The sequence below is a fragment of the Corynebacterium sp. MSK071 genome (assembly GCF_030232125.1).
GTDB lineage: Bacteria > Actinomycetota > Actinomycetes > Mycobacteriales > Mycobacteriaceae > Corynebacterium > Corynebacterium kefirresidentii.
In genome coordinates this window covers 15,604-37,308 of sequence record NZ_JASPJA010000012.1, presented here as the reverse complement: position 1 = coordinate 37,308, position 21,705 = coordinate 15,604, and the positions used below count along the sequence as shown (strand labels likewise).

Annotated in this window: 21 protein-coding genes and 2 tRNA genes; 11 read left to right on the top strand and 12 right to left on the bottom strand. The window is 58.2% G+C overall.

The annotated features are described in order from the left end of the window. Window positions 1-25: 25 nt before the first annotated feature. Entirely contained in the window at window positions 26-1,456 is a 1,431-nt protein-coding gene (locus QP990_RS10195; RefSeq protein WP_284799125.1) for a peptide MFS transporter, read from the bottom strand. Between the two features lie 43 nt (window positions 1,457-1,499). On the opposite strand from QP990_RS10195, the gene QP990_RS10190 reads away from it, so the two are divergent. Both QP990_RS10190 and bioD read left to right on the top strand, forming a co-directional pair. Further along, window positions 1,500-2,771 carry an adenosylmethionine--8-amino-7-oxononanoate transaminase gene (locus QP990_RS10190; RefSeq protein WP_284799124.1) on the top strand — a complete coding sequence of 424 codons (1,272 nt, stop codon included), beginning with the start codon at window positions 1,500-1,502 and terminating at the stop codon, window positions 2,769-2,771. After that, on the top strand, window positions 2,768-3,427 hold the full coding sequence (gene bioD / locus QP990_RS10185; RefSeq protein WP_284799123.1) for a dethiobiotin synthase: 660 nt from the start codon (window positions 2,768-2,770) through the stop codon (window positions 3,425-3,427). Before QP990_RS10190 ends, bioD begins: the two co-directional genes overlap by 4 nt. A gap of 21 nt (window positions 3,428-3,448) precedes the next feature. On the opposite strand, the gene QP990_RS10180 is transcribed toward bioD, so the two are convergent. Next, complete coding sequence (locus QP990_RS10180) at window positions 3,449-4,435, bottom strand: HNH endonuclease signature motif containing protein (RefSeq protein ID WP_200288702.1); 987 nt, start codon at window positions 4,433-4,435, stop codon at window positions 3,449-3,451. Between the two features lie 258 nt (window positions 4,436-4,693). Continuing rightward, window positions 4,694-5,161 carry a thioredoxin-dependent thiol peroxidase gene (gene bcp, locus QP990_RS10175; RefSeq protein ID WP_005327287.1) on the bottom strand — a complete coding sequence of 156 codons (468 nt, stop codon included), beginning with the start codon at window positions 5,159-5,161 and terminating at the stop codon, window positions 4,694-4,696. A gap of 96 nt (window positions 5,162-5,257) precedes the next feature. Here bcp and QP990_RS10170 point away from each other — a divergent pair, with 96 nt between their 5' ends. The 5 genes from QP990_RS10170 to QP990_RS10150 all read left to right on the top strand — a co-directional run bounded on the left by QP990_RS10170 (window position 5,258) and on the right by QP990_RS10150 (window position 9,933). Further along, complete coding sequence (locus tag QP990_RS10170; protein WP_023020880.1) at window positions 5,258-5,536, top strand: DUF3618 domain-containing protein; 279 nt, start codon at window positions 5,258-5,260, stop codon at window positions 5,534-5,536. 58 nt (window positions 5,537-5,594) lie between these two features. Continuing rightward, window positions 5,595-6,872, top strand: a complete 1,278-nt coding sequence (locus QP990_RS10165) for a glutaminase (RefSeq protein WP_239204937.1) — start codon at window positions 5,595-5,597, stop codon at window positions 6,870-6,872. 90 nt (window positions 6,873-6,962) lie between these two features. Then, on the top strand, window positions 6,963-8,126 hold the full coding sequence (locus QP990_RS10160; protein ID WP_284799122.1) for an ABC transporter substrate-binding protein: 1,164 nt from the start codon (window positions 6,963-6,965) through the stop codon (window positions 8,124-8,126). Then, window positions 8,126-9,181 (top strand): iron ABC transporter permease, encoded by a 1,056-nt coding sequence (locus QP990_RS10155; protein ID WP_284799121.1) that lies wholly within the window; start codon window positions 8,126-8,128, stop codon window positions 9,179-9,181. Before QP990_RS10160 ends, QP990_RS10155 begins: the two co-directional genes overlap by 1 nt. Then, window positions 9,172-9,933 (top strand): ABC transporter ATP-binding protein, encoded by a 762-nt coding sequence (locus tag QP990_RS10150; protein WP_239204941.1) that lies wholly within the window; start codon window positions 9,172-9,174, stop codon window positions 9,931-9,933. The genes QP990_RS10155 and QP990_RS10150 overlap by 10 nt, the downstream gene beginning before the upstream one ends. 178 nt (window positions 9,934-10,111) lie before the next feature. Here the strand turns inward: QP990_RS10150 and QP990_RS10145 are convergent. Beyond that, a tRNA-Lys gene (locus tag QP990_RS10145) sits at window positions 10,112-10,184 on the bottom strand. A 170-nt stretch (window positions 10,185-10,354) separates the two neighbouring features. Here QP990_RS10145 and QP990_RS10140 point away from each other — a divergent pair. Both QP990_RS10140 and QP990_RS10135 read left to right on the top strand, forming a co-directional pair. After that, window positions 10,355-11,626, top strand: a complete 1,272-nt coding sequence (locus tag QP990_RS10140) for an Ig-like domain-containing protein (RefSeq protein WP_396127284.1) — start codon at window positions 10,355-10,357, stop codon at window positions 11,624-11,626. 29 nt (window positions 11,627-11,655) lie between these two features. Beyond that, window positions 11,656-12,612: an MsnO8 family LLM class oxidoreductase gene (locus tag QP990_RS10135; protein WP_284799119.1), complete on the top strand. Its 957-nt coding sequence runs from the start codon at window positions 11,656-11,658 to the stop codon at window positions 12,610-12,612. A 28-nt stretch (window positions 12,613-12,640) separates the two neighbouring features. On the opposite strand, the gene QP990_RS10130 is transcribed toward QP990_RS10135, so the two are convergent. Both QP990_RS10130 and orn read right to left on the bottom strand, forming a co-directional pair. Further along, window positions 12,641-12,716: transfer RNA gene (locus QP990_RS10130), tRNA-His, on the bottom strand. Between the two features lie 49 nt (window positions 12,717-12,765). After that, complete coding sequence (gene orn, locus QP990_RS10125; RefSeq protein ID WP_284799118.1) at window positions 12,766-13,413, bottom strand: oligoribonuclease; 648 nt, start codon at window positions 13,411-13,413, stop codon at window positions 12,766-12,768. A 211-nt stretch (window positions 13,414-13,624) separates the two neighbouring features. Between orn and QP990_RS10120 the strand changes: the two genes are divergently transcribed. Next, window positions 13,625-15,166, top strand: coding sequence for a sodium:alanine symporter family protein (locus QP990_RS10120; protein WP_284799117.1), 1,542 nt, complete (start codon window positions 13,625-13,627; stop codon window positions 15,164-15,166). Here QP990_RS10120 and cmrA read toward each other — a convergent pair. Next, window positions 15,163-15,963, bottom strand: a complete 801-nt coding sequence (gene cmrA / locus QP990_RS10115; protein WP_023020889.1) for a mycolate reductase — start codon at window positions 15,961-15,963, stop codon at window positions 15,163-15,165. The two genes, QP990_RS10120 and cmrA, sit on opposite strands and share 4 nt — an antisense overlap. A 276-nt stretch (window positions 15,964-16,239) precedes the next feature. Between cmrA and QP990_RS10110 the strand changes: the two genes are divergently transcribed. Next, complete coding sequence (locus QP990_RS10110) at window positions 16,240-16,887, top strand: HNH endonuclease signature motif containing protein (protein ID WP_284799116.1); 648 nt, start codon at window positions 16,240-16,242, stop codon at window positions 16,885-16,887. Here the strand turns inward: QP990_RS10110 and QP990_RS10105 are convergent. From QP990_RS10105 to QP990_RS10085, 5 genes are all read right to left on the bottom strand, one after another. Further along, entirely contained in the window at window positions 16,793-17,929 is a 1,137-nt protein-coding gene (locus QP990_RS10105) for a tyrosine-type recombinase/integrase (protein WP_284799115.1), read from the bottom strand. The two genes, QP990_RS10110 and QP990_RS10105, sit on opposite strands and share 95 nt — an antisense overlap. Before the next feature lie 3 nt (window positions 17,930-17,932). Continuing rightward, a complete protein-coding gene (locus QP990_RS10100) occupies window positions 17,933-18,775 on the bottom strand; it encodes a hypothetical protein (RefSeq protein ID WP_284799114.1) in 843 nt (280 codons plus the stop codon). A 432-nt stretch (window positions 18,776-19,207) separates the two neighbouring features. Continuing rightward, window positions 19,208-20,533, bottom strand: a complete 1,326-nt coding sequence (locus tag QP990_RS10095) for a hypothetical protein (protein ID WP_284799113.1) — start codon at window positions 20,531-20,533, stop codon at window positions 19,208-19,210. Then, window positions 20,530-20,904 carry an ImmA/IrrE family metallo-endopeptidase gene (locus QP990_RS10090; RefSeq protein ID WP_284799112.1) on the bottom strand — a complete coding sequence of 125 codons (375 nt, stop codon included), beginning with the start codon at window positions 20,902-20,904 and terminating at the stop codon, window positions 20,530-20,532. Before QP990_RS10090 ends, QP990_RS10095 begins: the two co-directional genes overlap by 4 nt. Window positions 20,905-21,153: 249 nt before the next feature. Next, a complete protein-coding gene (locus tag QP990_RS10085; protein WP_284799111.1) occupies window positions 21,154-21,660 on the bottom strand; it encodes a helix-turn-helix transcriptional regulator in 507 nt (168 codons plus the stop codon). Window positions 21,661-21,705 lie beyond the last annotated feature (45 nt).

Here is a 21,705-nt window from a genome sequence, read left to right as displayed (position 1 = left end):
CAGGGCTGCCTCACAAGTCGATGCCTTAAACGCTGCCCGAAGCCTCGTTCACGACGTCCTTTCTGCCGACCAAGAGCATGAGCCCCAGCGCGACGGGGACAATTCCGACAACAAGTAGGTAGGTCCGCTCCGCACCCGCCGAGGAAGGGTCATACAGCGTCGACAGCGTTCCCGCTAGCGAGGTTCCAATGGCCATGGTGAGAAAATACAGCGCGGAAAAGCGCGTCGCGTACGCTCGCGGCGCGTGCGCGGCCGATGCCGCCATGCCCACCGGCCCGATGAATAGCTCGCCGAGCGACATCAACAAGATGGTCATGGCCAACACCACAAATGGCGTTGAATTTTCTCCGCCCCCGACGAACGGCAACAGCACAAACATTCCGGAACCTGCCACCATGATGCCTACGGCCATCAGCACACGCCGCGAGCATGCCCACCGAGACATGCTCGCCGCCAGCGGTAGGGACAAAACCAGGATGAACAGTGGATTGAGTGATTGCGTCCATGCCGCCGGAATCTCAAACCCGCCGACCATGCGGTCTACACGTTGATCCGAGTACACGGCTAGCACCCCGTAAATCTGCGGCTGGAGAGTCCAGTAGGCCGTCGAGCAGAAAAAGAGCGGGATATACGCCAGAACCTGCTTCCGCTCCGGCACGCTGACCCGCGGGGATCGCAGCATGCTGGCGAAGAGGGTGAGGGCGGCCGCGAACGTCGCAAAGAGCAAAAGCATAGCCAGCTTGTCTGGTGGAACCGTCACCGCGACCGCGACGCTGCCCACTACAGCCACCACAGTTACCGCCGCGGCCTTGCCTGGCGTGGCAGTAGGGCTGGGAGGCCGGGTATCGAACTCCGTGACTACCCGCTGGCGCAATAACCCGTAGAAGACACACCCGCAGCACATGAGGCCTGCGGCTGCGAGGAAGCCGGCATGGTAGCCGTGCTTTTGTGCCAGCCAGCCCGTGAGCATCGGTCCGAGTAAGGCACCGATATTTATTCCCAGGTAAAAGATTTGAAAAGCCCCATCCCGTGCGCCGGCTGTGGGAGGAAAAGCCGCGCCCAGAATGGTAATTGCCGCCGTTTTAAGCAGCCCTGAACCCAGCGCAAGCGGCAACAGTCCGGCCACGAGGCCCGCCATACCAGGCACGAAGGACAGCGAAAGGTGCCCGCACATGAGCAGACTCGCGCCGGCAAGCAACGTGCGTTCGGCACCTAGGAGCCGGTCGCTGACCCACCCGCCCACGAACGTGCACAGGTAGAGCAGACTGCCGTACGCGCCGACGAGCGCTGTGGCTTGCGCTTGGTCCATGCCGAGTCCGCCGGAGGTGGAATAGAGGTAGTAGGCGAGGATGGCCTGCATGCCGTAGAAGCTAAAGCGCTCCCACATTTCAATTCCGGCGATAGCCGGCAAAGCCACCGGTAAACGCCGAATTGAACGATGTTTAATAATTGTCATAAAAGCACTATAACGACCGAAAGTCTGTGATAAACCTAAAATCATGGATATTTCAGCGGAGGACATTGCCACTCTCGACGCACGCCACATTTGGCACCCCTACGCCGAGCCAGGCGAGCCCACGCTTGTGGTGGACTCGGCCGCCGGCGTTTATTTAACACTCGCGGATGGCACCACGCTTATCGACGCCATGTCTTCCTGGTGGGCCGCCGCCCACGGCCACGGCCACCCGCGGCTCAAGGCGGCAGCGAACGAACAAATCGAGAGGATGAGCCACGTCATGTTCGGCGGACTCACCCACGAACCGGCTGCGCGGCTTACTCGTAACCTCATGGAATTAACGCGTGGTGATTTTGAGCAGGTCTTTTATTCCGATTCCGGATCTGTATCGGTAGAAGTAGCCATCAAAATGGCACTGCAGTATGCCCGTGGCGCAGGGCACCCAGAGCGCACCAAGATGCTGACGTGGAGATCGGGGTATCACGGCGATACCTTCGCGGCGATGAGCGTGTGCGATCCCGAAGGCGGCATGCACTCGATGTGGATCGGTACCTTAGCGCAGCAGATTTTTGCCCCGGCGCCGCCTACTCGCGGGGCTAGCCCGGCCGAGCGCGCGAATTATCTGCGCGAGCTGGAAGCGTGCATCACGGAAGAAGTTGCGGGGCTAATTATTGAACCTGTAGTCCAAGGCGCGGGCGGCATGCGCTTTCACGACCACGAGCTGGTCCGCGGGGCCCGAGAAATCTGCGACCGCCACGGTATCGTGCTGATCGCGGACGAAATCGCCACCGGGTTCGGGCGAACCGGCGAACTTTTTGCTACCCAAGCCGCCGGCGTTGTGCCAGATATCATGTGCGTGGGCAAGGCGATGACCGGTGGTTTTATGACCATGGCTGCCACGCTCGCCACCGCGAAGGTGGCCGAGGGGATGAGTCCGCGCGCGCTAATGCACGGACCAACATTTATGGCTAATCCACTCGCTTGTGCCGTTTCGGCCGAGGCAACTGCGCTCATTTTGGAGGGCAATTGGAGCGAGCAGGTAGCCGGCATCGAAAAGCAGCTGCAACGAGGGTTTGAGGGCCTGTCCGAGGAACCTGGGGTAGCCGACGTGCGCGTACTTGGCGCCATAGGTGTGGTGGAAATGGAATGCGATGTAAATATGTCCGCAGCGACGGCCGCAGCCGTAGCCCAAGGTGTGTGGTTACGTCCGTTCGGTCGGTTGATTTATATCATGCCGCCGTTTATCAGCACCGCAGATGAAATAGCGCAAATGTGCCGCGGCGTGCGCGCTGCGGTGGCAGGAGGACGACAGTGATAATTTACGTGACGGGGACGAATACTGACGTCGGTAAGACTGTGGCCACGGCCGCGCTCGCCAGCGCGTTCAAGCAACGCGGCCGCGAGGTCATCTACGCCAAACCGCTGCAGACGGGGGAGCCGGAAGGCAAGGGGGATGCGGCGACCGTCGGCAAGCTGGCGGGGGTGGAGGTAGCAGAGATGGTGCGCTTTCCGGAGCCGCTGGCGCCGAATCTTTCTGCGCGCCGGGCCGGCATGGGCCAACCCAGCCTGCAGGAACTTAAAGAATGGATTGCCGCCCTTGACGCACCCGGCCGTGTGGTGCTCGTGGAAGGCGCCGGCGGGCTCCTCGTGCGTTTAACGGACGCCTATACGCTTGCCGACGTCGCCGATAAGCTCCTCATCGTCACCTCCCTTAACCTAGGAAGCCTCAACGCGGCCGAGCTGACCGTGCGCGAGGCACAACGCCGTGGAATTGAGGTGCTCGGGCTAGTTGGCGGCTCGCTGCCGGCCGATCCGGACTTGGCTACGCGCCTGAACCTGGAGGAGATGCCGGAGGTGACAGGCTGTACGTTTTGGGGCAGCCTGCCGGAGGGCATGGCGCGCATGGCACCGGCCGAATTCGCTCGGGTAGCCGCGGAAGTCTACGCGGACTTTGTCGAGCACGCCGAGTAGCGCTACCTCGCAGAGGCAGCGCTAGCGGACCCAACGAACCTTGCCATTGACTCGGGCAAGGCGCCCACGCAGCGGCGGGGCATTCGGATCATCTTGGTTGACCCCGTTGTGATACGGGCAGCACACCGTGAGGTTGTCCATATTGGTCAGTCCTCCGTGCTTCCAAGCCTTCAGGTGATGGATCTGGGCCTTGTCCGCCGGGTGGTTGCACGGCGGCCACGGGCAGGTAGGGTTTTCGGCCGCGGCCATCTGCCGCTGTTTCTCGGTGGCGTAGCGCGAGGTGCGATACAGGTTGACGGGGCCTTTAACGGGATGGATAAGGGTGGCTAGTCCGTGCTCGGTGAAGGTGCGCTCGACCAACTCGGCGCCGGTAATCGTGGCGCCATTAGTCAGCCGCAGAGTGACTTCTTCACCGTCGCCGTCCAAGATGCGGTCCAGCGCGTTGAGCGGGATGATGACGTTGGTTGTGGTGCGCGCGGAAGGGGCGCCCGAGCCGCGAAGGAGATCGCGCAGGGAATCGAGTGGGCGCGCGGGGTCGAGCGCGGCGTCAAACTCCGCGAGGAAGGCAGAGGGGGCGGTAATCCGCATGGTCCAGGGGCCATTCGGGCGGCGAAGGAGCTGCACCCCTTCGCGGGGCGGCGAGCGGCGCGGGCGGAGGTCGCGGAGGCGTTGCTTGGCGCGGCGGGCGATTTCAGAGGCGGGGCCTCGCAGGCGGCACAGCTCTACCCGCAAGTTCCACGCATCGCGCTGTGTGCGCACGCGGGAGACATATTTTTCAATCAGCTTGAGCGTTATGAGGTCATGGTGGCGAGCGGCCGTGGTGGCGTGGCGTTGCTTCCGGCTGAAGCGCGTTGGGCCGAAATAAACCGCGGCAAGCGCGCGGACGTCGCGGGCTTCTACATCGGGTAGACCCAGCTCGATGAGGGCGCGCTCAGACATGCCGCGGGCCTCGGCGAGGATATCCATCGCCGAGGCTATGTGGGAGGCATAAGCCTTCAGTGCGCTCATGGCCGCAACTCTAAACAGGACTGGCAGTAGAGCTGAGTCGTAGACGGCCGCAGCTGTGGATAGCTTGTTTAAGTGTCAACTGCCTGCGGTGGGCGGAAGTGGCACAAAGGCGCGAAACGAGCGCGCTTTAGATCGCTACCACCGTGCTAGAAAGGCCCCCGGATCGCGCGCAGTTGCGCAATTGCACCGTACGGCCAGGCTGTGGATAAGGAGACCGGCCCGGTCAATGCGTTCGTCACTGCGCTGGACGACGCCGCGCTAGCTTAGGCCCTTCATCACGCGGGCGACGTGGCCGGTGGCCTTGACATTGTAGTGCGTCTGGCCGATGGTGCCGTCCGGCTCGACCAAGAAGGTGGAGCGGATGACGCCCTGGACGACCTTGCCGTAATTCTTCTTCTCGCCAAAGGCACCGTAGGCGGTCATAACGGACTTATCCGGATCCGACAGGAGCGGGAAGTTCAGCTCATGGTCCGCGCGGAATTTTGCCAGCGCCTCTGGCTTATCGGGCGAGATGCCTACGACGGCAATATTGAGATCATTGAGCTGCTCCAAGGAATCACGGAAATCGCAGGCCTCCTTGGTGCAGCCCGGGGTATTGGCGCGGGGGTAGAAATAGACGAGTACGCGTTGGCCTGCGTAATCGGCGAGGGAAACGGTGTTTCCGGCGTCGTCGGCGAGCGCAAAGGCAGGGGCGGTATCTCCAACGTTCAATCGGTTTTCAGTCATGGTTCCCACCATACTTACCGGCCGGGCTGCACGCTTTTGCACCGGCGGGGTAGAATGATCCCGTTAAGAGCGAACCTAAGTTAAGAGGAGAACTTCGTGGCACGCAATATTGAAGACATTCAACGCGATATCGAGCGCACTCGCCGCCAGCTGGCCGGCACCCTGGACGAGCTTGCGCAGCGCAGCAAGCCGCAGAACTTTGCCAACGAGGCCAAGACCGCGGCTACCGATAAGCTGCAGGACCGCAACGTGCAGATGGCCCTTGGCGGCGTCGGCGCCGCTGTGGTTGGACTAATTGCTTTCTCGATCTTCCGTTCTCGCCGCCGCAAGAGCGACTTGAAGGAGCTGCAGCGCCTGCTGTCCGAGCGCCACTAATTACTAATTAAGGAAGTCCCCGCACAACGCGGGGACTTTTTTCGTAGGCTGGGTTGGGATGAAGACACCAATCCCTTTTTATTTGCAGGAAATCCTCAATAAGGTGCGCGATAATCGCGACGGCACCGTGGCGGATTATATTCCGGAGTTGGCTAAGGCGGAGCCCGAGTACCTCGGCGCCGCGATGTGCACCACCACCGGCCACGTATATTCCGCGGGCGATGATGAGGTGGAATTTACCCTGCAATCCCTGTCTAAACCGTTTGTTTACGCACTGGCGCTGCAGGAGCTCGGCCTTTCCGCGGTGCGCGAGATAGTGGGCATGGAGCCTTCGGGGGAGGCTTTCAATGAGCTTTCGCTCAACCGTGATGACCACCGGCCGGTCAACCCCATGATCAATGCGGGCGCGATTGCGGTCACGCAGTTGATTAATGGCGTGGATTCGGAGCCGGCCGCGCGCGTGGAGCGACTGCGCACCTATTTCTCCCGGTTGGCAGGCCGCGACTTGCTTATCGACGACGCCATGCGCTCCTCCGAGCTCGATGTCAGCGAACGCAACCTTTCGCTAGCGCACATGCTGCGCAATTACGACATCATCCAGGACGAAGCGCACGATGCGGTCTCGACGTATATCGAGCAGTGCTCGATTGTGGTGACGGTGCGGGACTTGGCAGTGATGTCGGCAACCTTGGCCAATGGTGGGGTGCAGCCGGTAACGGGAGACAAGATTTTGGATGCGGACGTGTGCCGATTGACGCTGTCGGTGATGAGCTCGGCCGGCATGTACGACGGCGCCGGCCGGTGGATGGCCGAGGTGGGAATCCCGGCGAAGTCGGGTGTTTCAGGTGGCCTCTTGGGTACTCTGCCTGGCCAGCTGGGTGTGGCGACGTTCTCGCCGCGGCTGAACAAGGAGGGCAACTCGGTGCGCGGGGTGGATGCGTTTAAGTTGTTGTCGAAGGATATGGGCCTGCACCTAATGTCTACGGATGAGCGCTATGGCGTGAACCCAGTGCGCAAGGTGGAGCAGGATGCCGAGCTGACCGTCATCTATCTGCAGGGCCTGATTAACTTCAACGCGGCCGAGACCATCTTGTACGAGCTGATGGAGTCGGATTTTGGCGAAGGCACGGTGGTGCTCGAGCTATCGCATATCACCGGTACGAACCGCATGGGCCGGCGCATGCTGAAAGAGGGGCTGCGCCGAATTCGCGAGTCCGGCTTCGATATTGCGATTGTGGATCCGGATGGAGAGTTGGAAAACCGCACCATGGCGGACGGAACTGAGGTGCCCAAGGGAGAGCCGGAAGACTACACGATCAACGGCGAACCCGTTTAGGTTTGGGTTACCTTACTTAGTCAGGTTAGGATGTCCTATGTAAGGCCCATCGCGGCTGCTGCGAGGGCATCCAACAACCAAGGACTAAAAATGGCTCATACCCCCTTCAAGGTGATGGCGGTTGTGGCGGCATCGGCAACCGCACTCGTCGGCTGTGGCGCAGCTGAGGAAGTAACTGGCGGCTCCAGTGGCGATGCCGAGTTCTCCTTCACCGATATCACCGGCCGTGACGTGGAACTGGATAACGCTCCCGATCGCGTGATTTTGGGGGAGGGCCGATCGATTTTTGCCACCGGTGTACTCGACCCCGATAATCCACTGGACAAGATCGTTGGCATCGGTACGGATCTCAAGCAGAACGTGCCGGATTACTACAAGGCGCTGGAAAAGGAACTGCCGTCCGTAAACGAGGTTCCAGAGATTGGCGGCTTTGCCAAGGGCGATGTGACCGTGGAAAAACTCGTGAGCCTAGACCCGGACCTCATTGTGCTCTCGCTGGATCAATACGATGCTTCCCGTGAAGCGGGACTGACCGACAAGATGGAGCAGGCCGGCCTGAAGTACGCGGTGACCGACTTCCGCCGCGACCCGCTGGAGAATACGCCTAAGACCATGGACATCTTCGGCGAGATCTTCGGCCAAGAGGAGCGCGCTGAGGAATTCAACGCGGACTGGCAAGAGACGGTGGATCTGGTTGAAGACCGCGCAGAGAAGGTAAAAGATAAACCAAAGACCTTCGTTTGGAGAGCAGCAGGTGTCTCCGATTGCTGCGGTTCGTGGAACGATTCCAATATCTCCCAGCTGGTCAACGCGGCCGGCGGCGAGAATATCGGCGATAAAGTCATTCCGGGCGAGTCCGGCACAATCACCCCGGAAAAGGTCCTGGAATCTGACCCGGATATGATCATCGCCACCGGTGGCGATTGGTCCGAGATGAAGGACGATGAAGGCCACCCTGTCGGATACGCTGCAGTGGGCTACGGCATTGATGAAAAGGAAGCCAAGGGCAGCGTCGCCAAGCTGCCGGAGAAGCAGGCTGGCTTCGATAAGCTGCGTGCGGTTAAGGAGCACCACCTGCACAGCATGTGGCACCAGTTCTATGATTCGCCGTTTAACTACCTGGCACTGCTGCAGGTGGCGGAGTGGATCGACCCGGAGGCGTATGCCGATATGGACGTCGCCAAGCAGTGGATGGATGCGCAAGAAAAGTACTCGCCGGTTTCCGGCGAGGGAACCTTCTTTAGCACCAACTAATGCAGGGCGCAGAGGTAGCCGCCCTCGCGCGGCAACATAAGAAGTTAACCTGGCAACGCATCGGCATCGTTGCGGGCCTGACGCTGATTGCGGCCGTGGCCTTTATTATCAGCAACTTTGTGGGCGCGATTGATATCAGCCCGGCCGAGGTCATGAAGGGCATCGTGAATCCCGCGGGGCTGGATGACCAGACGCGCACGGTGCTGTGGCAGCTGCGCCTGCCCATGGCCGTGATGGCCGTGCTCATCGGCATGGCCCTGTCTTTGGCCGGCGCGGAAATGCAGACCATCCTCAACAATCCGCTGGCCGAGCCTTTTACCCTCGGCATTTCGGCGGCCGCCGCGTTTGGCGGCGCCAGCTCCATCGTGCTCAAATGGCAGCTGATTGCGCAGCCGCAGTTCAACCTGGCGCTGATGGCGTGGCTTGCTGCCGCGGTGGCTACGGCCATTATTGTTATCGCGGCCGTTATCCGCGGCGCGAAGGCGGAGACCATGGTGCTGTTGGGCATCGGCTTGGTGTTCTTCTTCCAAGCCATGCTGGCGCTCATCCAGTACCAGTCCTCGGCCGAAGCGCTGCAACAGATCGTCTTTTGGTCCATGGGCTCACTTACCCGCGCCAATTGGGCGGCCAACGGCGTACTGGCCGCCGTGCTGATTATCGCCCTGCCCATCCTATGGGCGCTGGGCTGGCGCCTTACTGCCTTGCGGCTTGGCGACGCCCGCGCTACCGCCATGGGAATCAATACCTCCCGTCTGCGCGTTGTAGTGCTCATCGTGGTTTCGCTCGTTGCGGCGACCACCGTGGCCTTCGCAGGCATCATCGGCTTCATTGGCTTGGTGGGCCCGCACATCGCCCGCATGCTGGTGGGCGAGGACCAGCGCTACTTCTTGCCGGCCTCCATGGCGGCGGGCGCGGCCGTGATGTGTGCCGCGCATGCGGTGAGCCTGATGATTAAGCCGGGCCTGGCTATTCCTATTGGCATTGTTACTTCGCTTCTGGGCGTGCCATTCTTCATTGCCATCGTTATGACCCGAAGGAGGGCCCTGTGGACGTAGAACTGACTATTTCCGGGCTGAGTGCGGCCTATGGCAAGCACCGCGTGCTGGAGTCTGTGGATGTGGAAAAACTCCACGGCGGGCAGCTGGTGGGATTGTTGGGGCCGAATGCCTCCGGCAAGACCACGCTCATTAAGTCCCTGGCCGGCGTGCACCGCGGTTGCGACGGAGACGTGGATTTCCGCGTCGATGGCACGGCCCCGCGCGGCAAGCGACGCCGCCAGCTTATCGGCTACGTGCCACAGGACCTTACGAGCACGGCCGCGCTGCGGGCCTTTGAAGCCGTGCTGATTTCCGCGCGCCGGGAGGCCTGCGAAGACCCGATTACACGCACGGGTGAGGTGCTGCACTCCTTGGGGCTGGACGCGATTGCTTCGCGCTACCTCAATGAGCTCTCTGGTGGCCAGCGTCAGCTTGTGGCGGTGGCACAGATGCTGGTGGGCAATCCAGGCCTCATGCTTCTCGACGAACCCACGTCCGCCCTCGACCTCCATCACCAGATCTTTGTCTTGGATGAGGTCCGTGCCAAAGCGCAGCGCGATGGCAGCCTGGGACTTGTGGCCATCCATGACATCAACCTGGCCGCGCGCATGTGTGACCAGCTGGTGGTGCTTAAAAAGGGTCATATTCGTGCTCAAGGTAGCCCTGCGGACGTTCTCACGGGGGAGCTCGTGGAAGGCGTGTATGGGGTAGAGGCGGACGTCGTCCAGCATGGCGGCGCTCCACTCATTGCCCCGTTGCGGGTGAGATAGCACAAGGCCGGGTAATCGCCCGGCCTATTTTTATTAGTTTTAGTGGTGAGCCATCAGGCATCTGGTTTCTTGGCGCCGTGAGCACATAAGTCATGTGCGGCGCGGTGACAAGGACTGGCTCATAAAAAGAAAAATCTCGAGGTGCCGTTCTAAGAACAACGCCTCGAGATTCGTATTGTGCGCCATCAGGGAATCGAACCCCGAACCCACTGATTAAGAGTCAGTTGCTCTGCCAATTGAGCTAATGGCGCATTGTTGACTTCCTGCCGTGTGGCTCTCTGTGCAACGAGTAGATACTCTAGCAGCCATTCTTTAAAAGTGTAAAATCGCCTGTTCAAAGCGGTTTTTGAAGGGTGTATAACAAATTGGTTAATGCCTGAAGTGGCTTCTGGTAATTGGCGGAGGGAGACGCTAATCTATGTTGGTCTTTGAAAGCAGCAATTACGTGTCTAAGGGCAACTCAGTGAAAAATTCCCTCCCTATCGCGCGCCGTCTCGTAGCGGCCGTGGGCGTTGCGTGCATTTCCCTAGCCGCCGCCTCCTGCTCCTCTGATTCCTCAGCCGTGAATCAGGCTGCCGACCAAGAATCCACCGCCGCCGCACATGCGGATGGAGACAAGGATGGCGGCAAAGAGTCCGACAAAAAGAAAGACGGCCTTGTAGCCTCCGTAAAGGACGGGGCGACGGATGTAGATCCGTCTAAGCCTGTCACCGTGGAGACCACGGGCAAGCTCAAGAGCGTCACCATGACCAATGAAATGGGCGTGGAAGTTAAAGAAAAGCTCTCTAAAGACGCCAAGACGTGGTCTACTGCGGAGGACTTGGGCTATAACCACACTTATTCCATCGTGGCCTCCGATGTAGATGGCAACAAGAAGAGCCTCAGTTTTTCCACCCCGCAAGCAGCGGGTGTTGCCGAAGTCTCGCTTTCCCCTATCCCGGATTCTGAAGTCGGCGTCGGTCAGGTTATTGGGGTGAATTTCGGTGTGCCAATTACGGACCGGAAGGCGGCTGAAAAGACCATTACTGTGAGCACTAACCCCAAGGTGGAAGGCGCTTTCCACTGGGTCAATAACCAGGAGGTGCGCTGGCGTCCGAAGGATTACTGGGAGCCGGGCACTAAGGTTGAAGTAAAGGTGGACCAGTATGGCAAGGACCTAGGTGGGGGAATCTATGGCGGTGAAAACGCCAAGACGAATTTCACCATCGGTGACCGCACGGTGGCCATTATTGATAACGCCACCAAGACGATGAAGGTCTTTAAGAATAAGAAGTTCTTGCGTGCCATCCCGGTCTCGCTTGGCCGCGATTATCAGTACGATACGCCCAATGGCCGCTACGTTATCGGCGATGAGCACCCGCAGCTAGTCATGGACTCGGAGACCTTTGGCCTAGCCCATGACGCGGGCGGCTACCGCACGACCGTGGACTGGGCTACGCAAATGTCTTATTCCGGCATCTATGTCCACTCCGCTCCGTGGTCCGTGTGGGCGCAGGGCAATACCAATACGTCCCACGGTTGCGTCAACGTGACGCCGGAGGCTGCGCAGTGGTTCCAGGAGACGATGAAGCGTGGCGACGTGGTGCGGGTATTCAACACCTACGGCGAGACGCTTAATGCGTTGGACGGTCTCGGTGACTGGAATATGTCCTGGGACGAGTGGTCTAAAGGTAACACGGACGCTAATCAGTAGCGGCTAAGGGCCGCGCAAGGCACAAGCGCATGGCTACAGTGGTGGCCATGCGCTTTTCTGTTTTGGACCGCGGGGCAGCCGGCCCACTGGATCAGATGGCCGAACACGCCCGGCACGTAGAGAAGTTAGGGTTTCAGCGCTTTCTAGTGGCCGAACATCACGGTGTGCCGGGAATACCAGCGGGGCAGCCGGGGATGCTCGCGGCGCACGTTGCGGCACAGACGCAGCGCATTCGGGTGGGCACGGCCGGCATTATGTTGCTCAATCACCCGCCGTTTCTGGTGGCCGAGCAGATTAATCTCCTCGAGGCGCTGTATCCCGGGCGCATTGATATAGGGATTGGCTCCTCCGTCGGGTTTACCGCGCCGGTGCGAAAGGCGCTGCGCCAGGGGGAGCCGGCCGAGGTGAAGCAGCGCTTCGAGACGGAGCTAGCCACGCTCTTGCGCTACCTGCGCGGCGAAGAGGCGGTGACGGTCAGGCCTGAGTATAGGGGCACCCCGCTCTATGTTTTGGCGGGCTTTCGCTCGGCAATGGTGGCGGCAAAGTTGGGACTTGGTGTCATTCTGGGCGGTCCTGTAGCCACGCAGGAGGCCGCTGCGCGAGTGTATCGCGAACATGCGCTTGCCGACGCCCCGCCTATTATCTCTTCGCTCAATATCGCCGTTGCCGAGACGTCCGCGGCCGCCCGTGATCTCTTGTTGCCGGAAGCCTATGCGAAGGTGCGAGCGCAATCGACCGGCGAGTTCGCGACCTTGCGGCCGGCGGGCGAGCTGGACATGGATGCCCTCACGGGGCAGCAGCGACGGCGCATTGAGGAGGCGTTGGCCCATGACGTTTGGGGAACGGTGGAGGAAGTGAGGGAGGAACTAAGGGGCGTCGGCAAGCGGCTAGGCGTTAGTGAGTTTGTGGTCACCGGAGATATGCCAGATGTTGCTGGCCGGGCTCGTTCGGAGGAGCTGCTGGCGAGCATGCAGGTAGAAAACTGAAAAAGCCCGAGCGCAAGGCTCGGGCACTTGGGGTGGCTGACGGGACTCGAACCCGCGACACCCAGGATCACAACCTGGTGCTCTACCAGCTGAACTACAGCCACCATCGCTGCGTGAAAGCAACGAGATATAGGTTAACTCACGCCGCCTAAATTACAAAAACGCCTGGTAATCTGCGGTAGTTTCGGCCTTAATCTGCTCCGCCTCGGGGGAGGTGGGGCCCTCATCGGTGCGGAAGACGCTGCGGCGGTAGAAGTCTAGCTCGCGGATGGATTCGATGATGTCCTGCAGTGCGCGGTGGGCCATGCCTTTATCGGGCTGGTTGAAATAGGCGCGCGGGTGCCAGCGGCGGGCAAGCTCCTTGATGGTGGACACGTCGATCATGCGGTAGTGCAGGGCACTATCAAGCCGTGGCATATAGGTGCGGATGAACGTGCGATCGGTCGCAATGGAATTGCCGGCCAGGGGGGCGGGGTGCTCTGGATTGCAGTACTCGTTGATGAGCGCAAGCACGGCATCTTCGGCCTCGCCGATGGAGGTGGTGGACTCGCGGATTTCTTTATCCAACCCGGAATTGGCATGCATCTCGGTGACGAAGGAATCCATCTGTGCCAGCTCCTCCTCGGTGGCGTGGACGACCAGATCGATGCCCTCTCCCAGGATGTTGAGATTGCCATCGGTGATGACGGCGGCGACCTCGACGATGACATGGCGCTCGGGGTCCAGGCCGGTCATTTCCAAATCGATCCAAACGAGGCGGTCGTGCTTTGCGGCAATGTCGGAATGTGGCATGCGGCCCATTCTACTCCCGCCTCCTTTTACCCCTAGATGGGGTACGGGCGGGGTTGTTCTGGAGGGGTGATTGCCACTGGGTAGGGCGGCCTTCCCGCGAGTGTGTTTCCATCCTGCATAAAAATAATTGGTGATTTGCCTCATATAATAGTGTGAGTTAGGGCATACTCTGGGTTATCGCTCTTCATTCGGGAGGTGCGACAGACTTAGGAGAGACCAGATGGCAAACTTCCTCGATGCCCTCAATACCGTAATTTGGTCCCCCGTCTTGGTGTTTTTATGCCTCGGCGCGGGTATTTATTTCACCGTGGTGACACGCGTTTTGCAGGTGCGCTGCATTCCGGACATGCTCAAACAGATCGTGAACGGAGAAAAATCCGCAGACGGCGTTTCTTCCTTCCAATCCTTGATGGTCTCGCTATCTGGCCGCGTGGGTGTGGGTAATATCGCCGGCGTGTCCACGGCCATTGCCTTCGGTGGACCTGGTGCCGTGTTCTGGATGTGGGCAGTGGCGCTTTTGGGCTCGTCCACCTCGTTCATCGAATGTACGTTGGCCCAGATCTACAAGGAAAAGGACCAGGACACCGGCGAATACCGCGGAGGGCCTGCGTACTACATCGAGAAGGCCTACAAGCACACTAAAGCTGCGCCCTTCATGGTGGTCTACGGAATCGTCTTTGCCGTCGCCATGATCCTGGCAACCAGCTACTTCCTTCCCGCAATTCAGGCCAACGCGGTAGCTGCCGCGGCCGATACCGCGTGGGGCGTGAACTCTACCTGGGCGGCCGTTGTCCTGGCGGGCATTTTGGCCATCATCATTATCGGTGGCGTGAAGCGTATTGCGAACTTCGCCACCATCGTCGTGCCCTTTATGGCGGTTATCTACACTGTGATTTCTGTGGTGGTCATCTGCATGAACTTCTCGCAGATTCCAGAGGTCTTCGGGCTTATCTTCAAATCTGCTTTCAATATGGAAGCCGGCTTCTCCGGCATGCTCGGCGCGGCCATCATGTGGGGTGTAAAGCGCGGCATCTACTCCAATGAAGCCGGTCAAGGCACCGGTCCGCAGTCCGCTGCAGCCGCTGAGGTTTCCCACCCAGCTAAGCAGGGCTTCGTGCAGTCCTTTGCGGTCTACGTCGATACGCTCTTTGTCTGTTCGGCTACCGCGTTCATGATCATTTCTACGGATATGTACACCGTCTTCCGCGGTAGCTCCGAGGATGGTGAAGTGGTCTACCACGGTTCGCTGCCAGAAGGCGTTGAGGTGGGGCCTGGCTATGTGCAGTCCGGTCTCGATAGCGTCTTTGCAGGATGGGGACCCACCTTCATCGCGGTCTCCATTGCCTTTTTCGCCTTTACGACGGTCCTAGCGTACTACTACATGTCCGAGGTTAACCTGACCTATTTCAACCGGTGGGTACGCTCCCGCGCTGCTCGCCGTGGCCTGATTTGGGTGCTGCGCGCGCTGATTATTGTCTCCGTCATCGTCGGTGCTACCACCAGCCCGGGGGCGGCGTGGGCGCTCGGTGATATCGGCGTTGGCACGACGGCATGGCTTAATATTATTGCCATCCTCTTCCTCCAGGTTCCTGCCATCAAGGCACTCAAAGACTATGAGAAGCAGAAGAAGGCTGGTAAGGATCCGCAGTTCGACCCCGAGGCCTTGGGAATCAGGAATGCAGACTTCTGGGTAGAGCGCAAGCGAGCACGCGGCGAGGACAGCGTGCTCAAAAACAAGGATCTAGAAGACGCCGGGGCTTAGCCCATCTTGGCGTAGAAGCTGCCCACCAGCGGTGCAATTACCGGGGTGGGCAGCACTTGGCTGAGGCTATTCATAGCCTTCGACAAGGGCCCTGGCACCACGCGGCGCTGGTTGCGGCGCATCGCTGCAATTGTTTCTTGGGAGCAAGACTCATAGGTGGTCCACAAGAAATCCGGAACTACCTTGTCCACGATTGATTGGTCTTCTTCGGCGATGGTGGCCTCGCGCACTGGGCCGGGGGCGAGCAGGGTGCAAGATACGCCGGAGCCCTTTAGCTCGTAGTGTAGGGCCTCTGTAAACGCATTAACGCCGGCCTTGGTGAAGACATAAGTGGCGTTATTGGGAATGGGGATATTGCCCGCGGCAGAGCCGACATTGCAAATGGCGCCGCTGCGGCGCGGCAGCATGTGTTCCAAGGCGGCCCGCGTGAGGTGATGGACAGCAGTGCCATTGAGCTCAAACTGGGTGGTCTCGTAGGACCAGTCCTGGTCCATGAAGGGGCCGAAGCTGGCGATGCCGGCGGAATTAACCAGGATCGACACCTCGTGGGTGGCGATGGTGTCGGTTACGCGGGCGACGTCGTCAGCCACGGCGAGATCCGCCGGTAGGGCGATGGCGTCAATATTGTGGCGCTGCTCGAGCTCCGCAGCAATGGACTCCAGTAACTCGCGGCGGCGGGCCACGAGGATGACGTTATAACCCAGGGCAGCGAAATCCTGTGCCATGGCTTTGCCAATGCCTTGGCTGGCTCCCGTGACGAGGGCATAGGAGGTGCGGGAGGGGGCGGGAAGCGACATGGTTAATCCTTTCCGGGATGGGGCATGGTGAGACCTAGCGTAAACAAAAAGCCTTGAAGCGGCGAGAAACTCGGCGCCTCAAGGCTTCGCGCGGTGCCCCCAGCAGGATTCGAACCCGCGACACAAACCCCATTTACCCAGCATAAACACCATACTTAAGCCCCTTTCCACGACAATCCCACTGCATCCGAAAGGGGGTATACTTGAATAAGTAAAAGCACCCGCGATGGCGGCAACCATCCGGGTGTACGGCCGAACCTGAATAGGAGATTCGACATGCCCAAGGGTACATGTTCATTTGATAATTGCGGACGCAAAATCCAAGCACGCGGACTTTGCAGCACCCACTACAGCCAAATGCGGATTGCCGGCAGGCTTGAAGAGTTCAGCAAAGCAGCCCCACGACCCAAGACCCCGCTCTTTGAGCGCTTCAAAAACACCGGCTGGACCGTCACCGACAACGACTGCTGGGAATGGAACGGCAGCTTCAACAGTCACGGGTACGGACATATAAACTCGGGTCGCAAATCGAAATCAGGCAACTATCTTCCCGAGACAGCGTCACGGGTCGCTTGGTCTATGGCTTACGGCGAACCATCCAGCGAACAAGCTGTTTGCCACAAGTGTGACAACCCTAAATGCGTGAACCCCAAACACCTTTTCCTCGGTACAAAGGCTGATAACAATGCAGATATGGCAAAGAAGGGGAGAACGCTAAACGGAGAATACCGCCCACAGACAAAGCTATCCGACCTCGATATCGCCCTCATTCGTAAGACATACGCTTCTGGCAAGTACAGTCAGACCCAGATTGCGGAAATGTTCTCTATCACGCCTTCTCACGTGAGCCTGGTCGTAAATCGGAAGCGACGCGGTGAGCTTTCCCGTCCTGCTGCTCGTGGAACAACCCTTCTAGTGAGTTAGCTACTGTGTCCAAATCGTTTTCCCATAGTCCCGCGTAGACGGACAGTGTCATTGAGGGGTCTGCATGGCCAAGTTGACGAGACACAACTAGGACATTCGCCCCCGCGTGAATCATCAACCCTGCCGCCACGTGACGAAGCCCATGCGGCGTAACACGCGGAAAATCTGGGTCCTTCTCCATGCACCGCTTCAGCGCACAATAGAACCATGTATTCGACGACGGCACCCGTAACGGGGACCCATCCGCCCTACACCACACCCAGGCATCCTGAGCCTTCCCATCCATTAGCGGCACCAACATATCCATCACAAACCGAGGGACAGCCACCACCCGAGACTCATGCGTCTTCGGAGTTCCTATCTTCACCTCGGCCCCCACAGTCACAGCATTCCTGCGCACAGCAATACGCCTCCGCAAAACATCCACATCCTGGACCTGCAGGCCGGCCAGTTCACCCCACCTAAGCCCCACAGTGCCTAGCAGCCACACGATAGGCGCATTATCTCCACATTCGTTGGCGAACGCGGAAAGCTGCTCCCAACTCAAATACACCTTCTTGGCCTTCGCCTTCCTCGGAAGGGTCACCCCTTTCGCCGGGTTGGATTTCACAATCCCGTCTCGAACCGCCATGTCTAGGATTTGGGATAGCATCGCGTGATTCTTCCTCACGATTGATGCGGAACGATCCGTGTTTGATACCCAGTGCTGTACCTCGGAGGCCCTCACCGCCTTGATGGGCGTGTTCCCCCAGCGTGGCTGGACGTGAATGCGCCAGGTTTGTTCAGTTGTCCGCAGGGTGGATGGTTTGAGGTGGGTTTGCATTTCTAGCCACCGTGCCCCTAATTCCCCGACGGTGACTTTCCCGGCGTTGGGGTCAATCCAGTCACCTTCGCGTATGGTGGTGGCATTTTTATCCGCCCATGCTTGCGCCTCGTTCTTCGTACGGAAACCCTGCTTCGTACGGTTCCTGCCGTCGGGGGAGCGGTACTGAACACGCCACGCCCTCCCTTTAGCGGTTTTATAGGGTTTAATTGAAGGCATACATTATTCTTCGGAGCTTTGGCCGTTCTTTTTGGTGTTTTCTGAATCTGTAGTTTCTTGGTCGTCAGCTGTCTCGGGGGAATCAGCATATTGAGGAGTAAAATCCTTTTCGTATACCCACTTTAAAAATGCATTTACTGCTCCAGACCCTACAAACCAGATAGCCAAAAATTCTGCTAACCCTAGCCAGTGGTACCAACCAAACTCCTTTGAGCTAATAGAGGCAGTTGGTAGGAATATGCAGAAGAATACGATGGTGTAAAAAGCGGAAAATACTAGCCAAGAGAGGTTGTAACGGTACCAGCTACTCTTACCGTAGAACTGTGCACCGTCCTGGGGTTGCCGAGGAGCAAGGGGAAAAGAGCCATTCCTTAGTTGCTTTGCGTAATCTTCGAGGCACATTTGCCTTTCCCCGATGGCTGCCAAGCAAAAACACATTACCCCCCAAGCAAAACCGCATTCAATAGCCCACACGAGGTAGTCGAGTTTAAAGGTAAAATTTTCTACCTCTATAAGAAACGAGCCAGTGAAGCAAACGGTAACTGTAAAAGAAAGTATTGCTACAGCGATGGGGATAACAAGCTGACTTTTCGGGTACTCCTTGAGTGCAATATAGCGAATTGTATTTTCGCGTATTTGTTTCTGACTGGCCCAGTAAATAGATTCGTTCGTAAACGAAGAATGGGGTTGTCGGAGAGATTCTTCTGCCTTGCGAAGCGAGTCTAATTCTTCGGAGAGCCTGCGTTGCTTAGCATTGTAACTTACCGATTTGAAGGCTTTGGATAGTAAGGCCAGAAAAAGTGTGGCGATTGTACAAACCGAGGCCATGGTAGCCAGAAAATCCACGGGGTGCTCCTAAATCCTATTTGAGTTATAGGGTGTGGTGGCGAGTCTAGCCGAGAATTCCTCTTGGGCGCTGGTTTTTAAAAAATATGGGTTCGTCGAAAGGTCGTCTGGCCGTTGATGTCCAGGACGCTGCCGAGGCCCGTGAGGAACGCCCGGCGCTTCTTGCGGGGGTTCAAAGTCGTCATGGTTCATATCCTATCTGTGCTTTCTTGGTTTCACTAGTTTGTGGGTGTGGGTGTTTTGGGTTGGTGTGGTCTATAGGTGCGCGCGCATATGCTCACCTGCTAATATAGTGCGTTTCCGCTGGTCGGCTTCTTAGACTGCGCGGTATGCGGATTGTAAAACGCATGGCCTCTCGTGCTGATTGCTGCCACCCTTCACCCCATTGATTTCCAACGTCGCCGGGGTGAATGGGTGGCCATTTTTTGTGTTCTACGTTTGCTTGCCGAACGGCCCCTTCAAGCCACGACGTGTCACAAAATGGTGGATGATGACTGCTAACCAAATAAACACAATCACCGGCCCAATAACTGGGATATTTGAAAATAATGCCACCAGGAAGAAAACAACCGCCATGAGCGTCCACCACAGAGCCTTAGAGCCGCGGCCATGCTGCGTCAATGGGGCCGGGGATTTGTCGAAGTACCGCAAGATATTTGCGCACTGGTTGACAGTGGCGTAGTCGATCCTTGGCGCCTTGTTACCTGGGAAGTGTTGGCAGATTTGCCCACGTACGTATCCACGTTGGAAGGGCGTGGCACGTTCAGAATCATCAGGGTTTAGGAGCATCTCCCATGGCGCACCTGTGGCAGGAGTGGTTAATGCCGCAGTATCTACATAAGCAGACGATTGGTGTTCGAAACTCTTCTCTTCGGGGGATGGCTTGATTGCTGCATCGCCCCGCTGCGGGATGTATGCATCCGGAACGTTGTAGTCGTCTGGATCAGGTTCGAAAGGTACGAGTTGGGGGAGTGGAGCTACTTCTGGGTTCAGGCTTTCGTCGTCCATCTCATTTGCCCGCAGAAGGTGCAAGGTAACCTCTGCTGCAATGGCAGATCCTTGAATGGTTGCGTAGCAAACGGCATCGAGTCCTTGTGCATTGAGGTGCTCGATGGCGGGGAGCAGTTTCTCGCTGGAGGCTTTCGTGAGCTCACCGATTCGTTCCCCGTCGAGTCGAACCTCCACGCCTACACGGACTTTCTTTACGCCCAGATTAGCCTTGTGCAATGTGACGAACAGTGGGCCCTTGCCTGATTCCGGGACGTAGTCTTGCAAGATGTCGAAGTGGTCCGATTCTTTTGTGACTTGAATCGGCTTTCCGTAGGGGATTAGGCCCCATCCGTCTAGCGGCGGGTTGTTTAGCGGAACGTTAAGACCTGGGGCGAGGAGGGCGATTGATAGCTCCATTCGCGGGTCAGGGCTAAAGAGGTTACCTGAAATCCAGAGCCGGGCATTTGTTTCTGCAATGGTTCCGCTTGCGCAGATGCGGGCAATTTCTGGGTAGTAAGTTTTGGCTACGTCGGAGGGAATATAGCCCAGAATGTCGTTGCCGTTGCGCACTGAGATGGCCTTCCCCGACTTCGAGTACGGGTTGTCAGGTTCGCAGACGAGGGTGACGTTGAAGAAATATTCGCTCACGCTTTCACTGTTCGAGGTGTACGCGGCTTTGCGTATTTCATCGCGGTGGTAGTACTCACCGTTAATTTGTACGTTGCTCCAGTCTGAATTGATGGTGGGTAGCTGGTATGTGGTGTTCATGCTGCTAGTTTCCTTTCGTAGATGGTTTGCCAAGTTTTGAGGACTTTGACTGTGACTCCTAGCTCTGCGGCGAGGAGGGTGGGGTGTGGTCCGTAGATTGCTTCAGTAGCGGCGTAGTCTGCCGGGTTGATGAGGAGGCGGGCGGCGAACCTGTCGGCGCGTAGCTCATGTGCCCCGTGGTGGCCGGGCGGGTCACCATAATGCGCATGGCCCAACTCGTGGGCGAGAGAGCACAGGGTAGTTGTGTCATCCATGCCTACGCGCAGGCTGATGGTGGACCGGTGGGGGAGCCATGCTGCTTTCGGACCGCCAAGATGCCACCTAATGCGGTAGCCGCGGGCCTCAGCCGCCTGAATAAGAGCTTCAATCATTAATGTCCGTACGTTGTTAAAAGTCAACTTTCAGGATATGATGAGTGTGAAACCGGCGATAAGTCCTCCAGGGGGCGGACTTCTCACCCTGATAGGTGAGATAGCCGGTTTCAGTGCGTCTATGGCTGGCCCCAAGGGGTGAATAGGCTGGCCAAGCTAGGCTTTATGCAGGGGTCGAACCAAGTACATTTCTTGCCCTCCAAGTGCCTTTGACCAGGCTGTTGTAAAAGTTGTTTACGTCCAGTTAGGTCAGTCAATTAGGTCTTCTCCTCGTTTTTCGCGTTCTTCTTGCTCGTTGGGTGATGAGTCGGCGGCGTATTCGTCGGGGGAGTAGTCAAACTCGCGGACAACACCATCATCGTCATCATGCAGTGAACCAGACGGGTCGGACACGGGGGTGAGATGTGGGGTTTGGCGGCGACGTTCTTCATACATGCTTTTAACCACGCCCTCTGATTCCTCGATGATGTTTTTGAGTTTTTGTAGGGATTCATAGAGGTGAGCTTCAGTTTGACCTGGTTGCTCTTTAATGAACCCCGCCTCTTCCTCTGTGATGAAGTTCGCTTCTACAAGCGCTCTTCGCACGTTCACCTTGTAGGCACGAGCGACCTTCACAACAAACTCGGGGTCTGCGTTAGCACCCTGCTTCCAGCGGGTGAAATTTGATGCGCTGATTCCCGTTTTCTTGGCGGCTTTTGTGGCAGTGTCATCGCCCATCACTTCGCTGAGGTACGTCCACCATCGTGTTGATTCCATGCCCTGATTGTATTTTGCAGACTAGCAAAAAAGCAAGTCATTGCA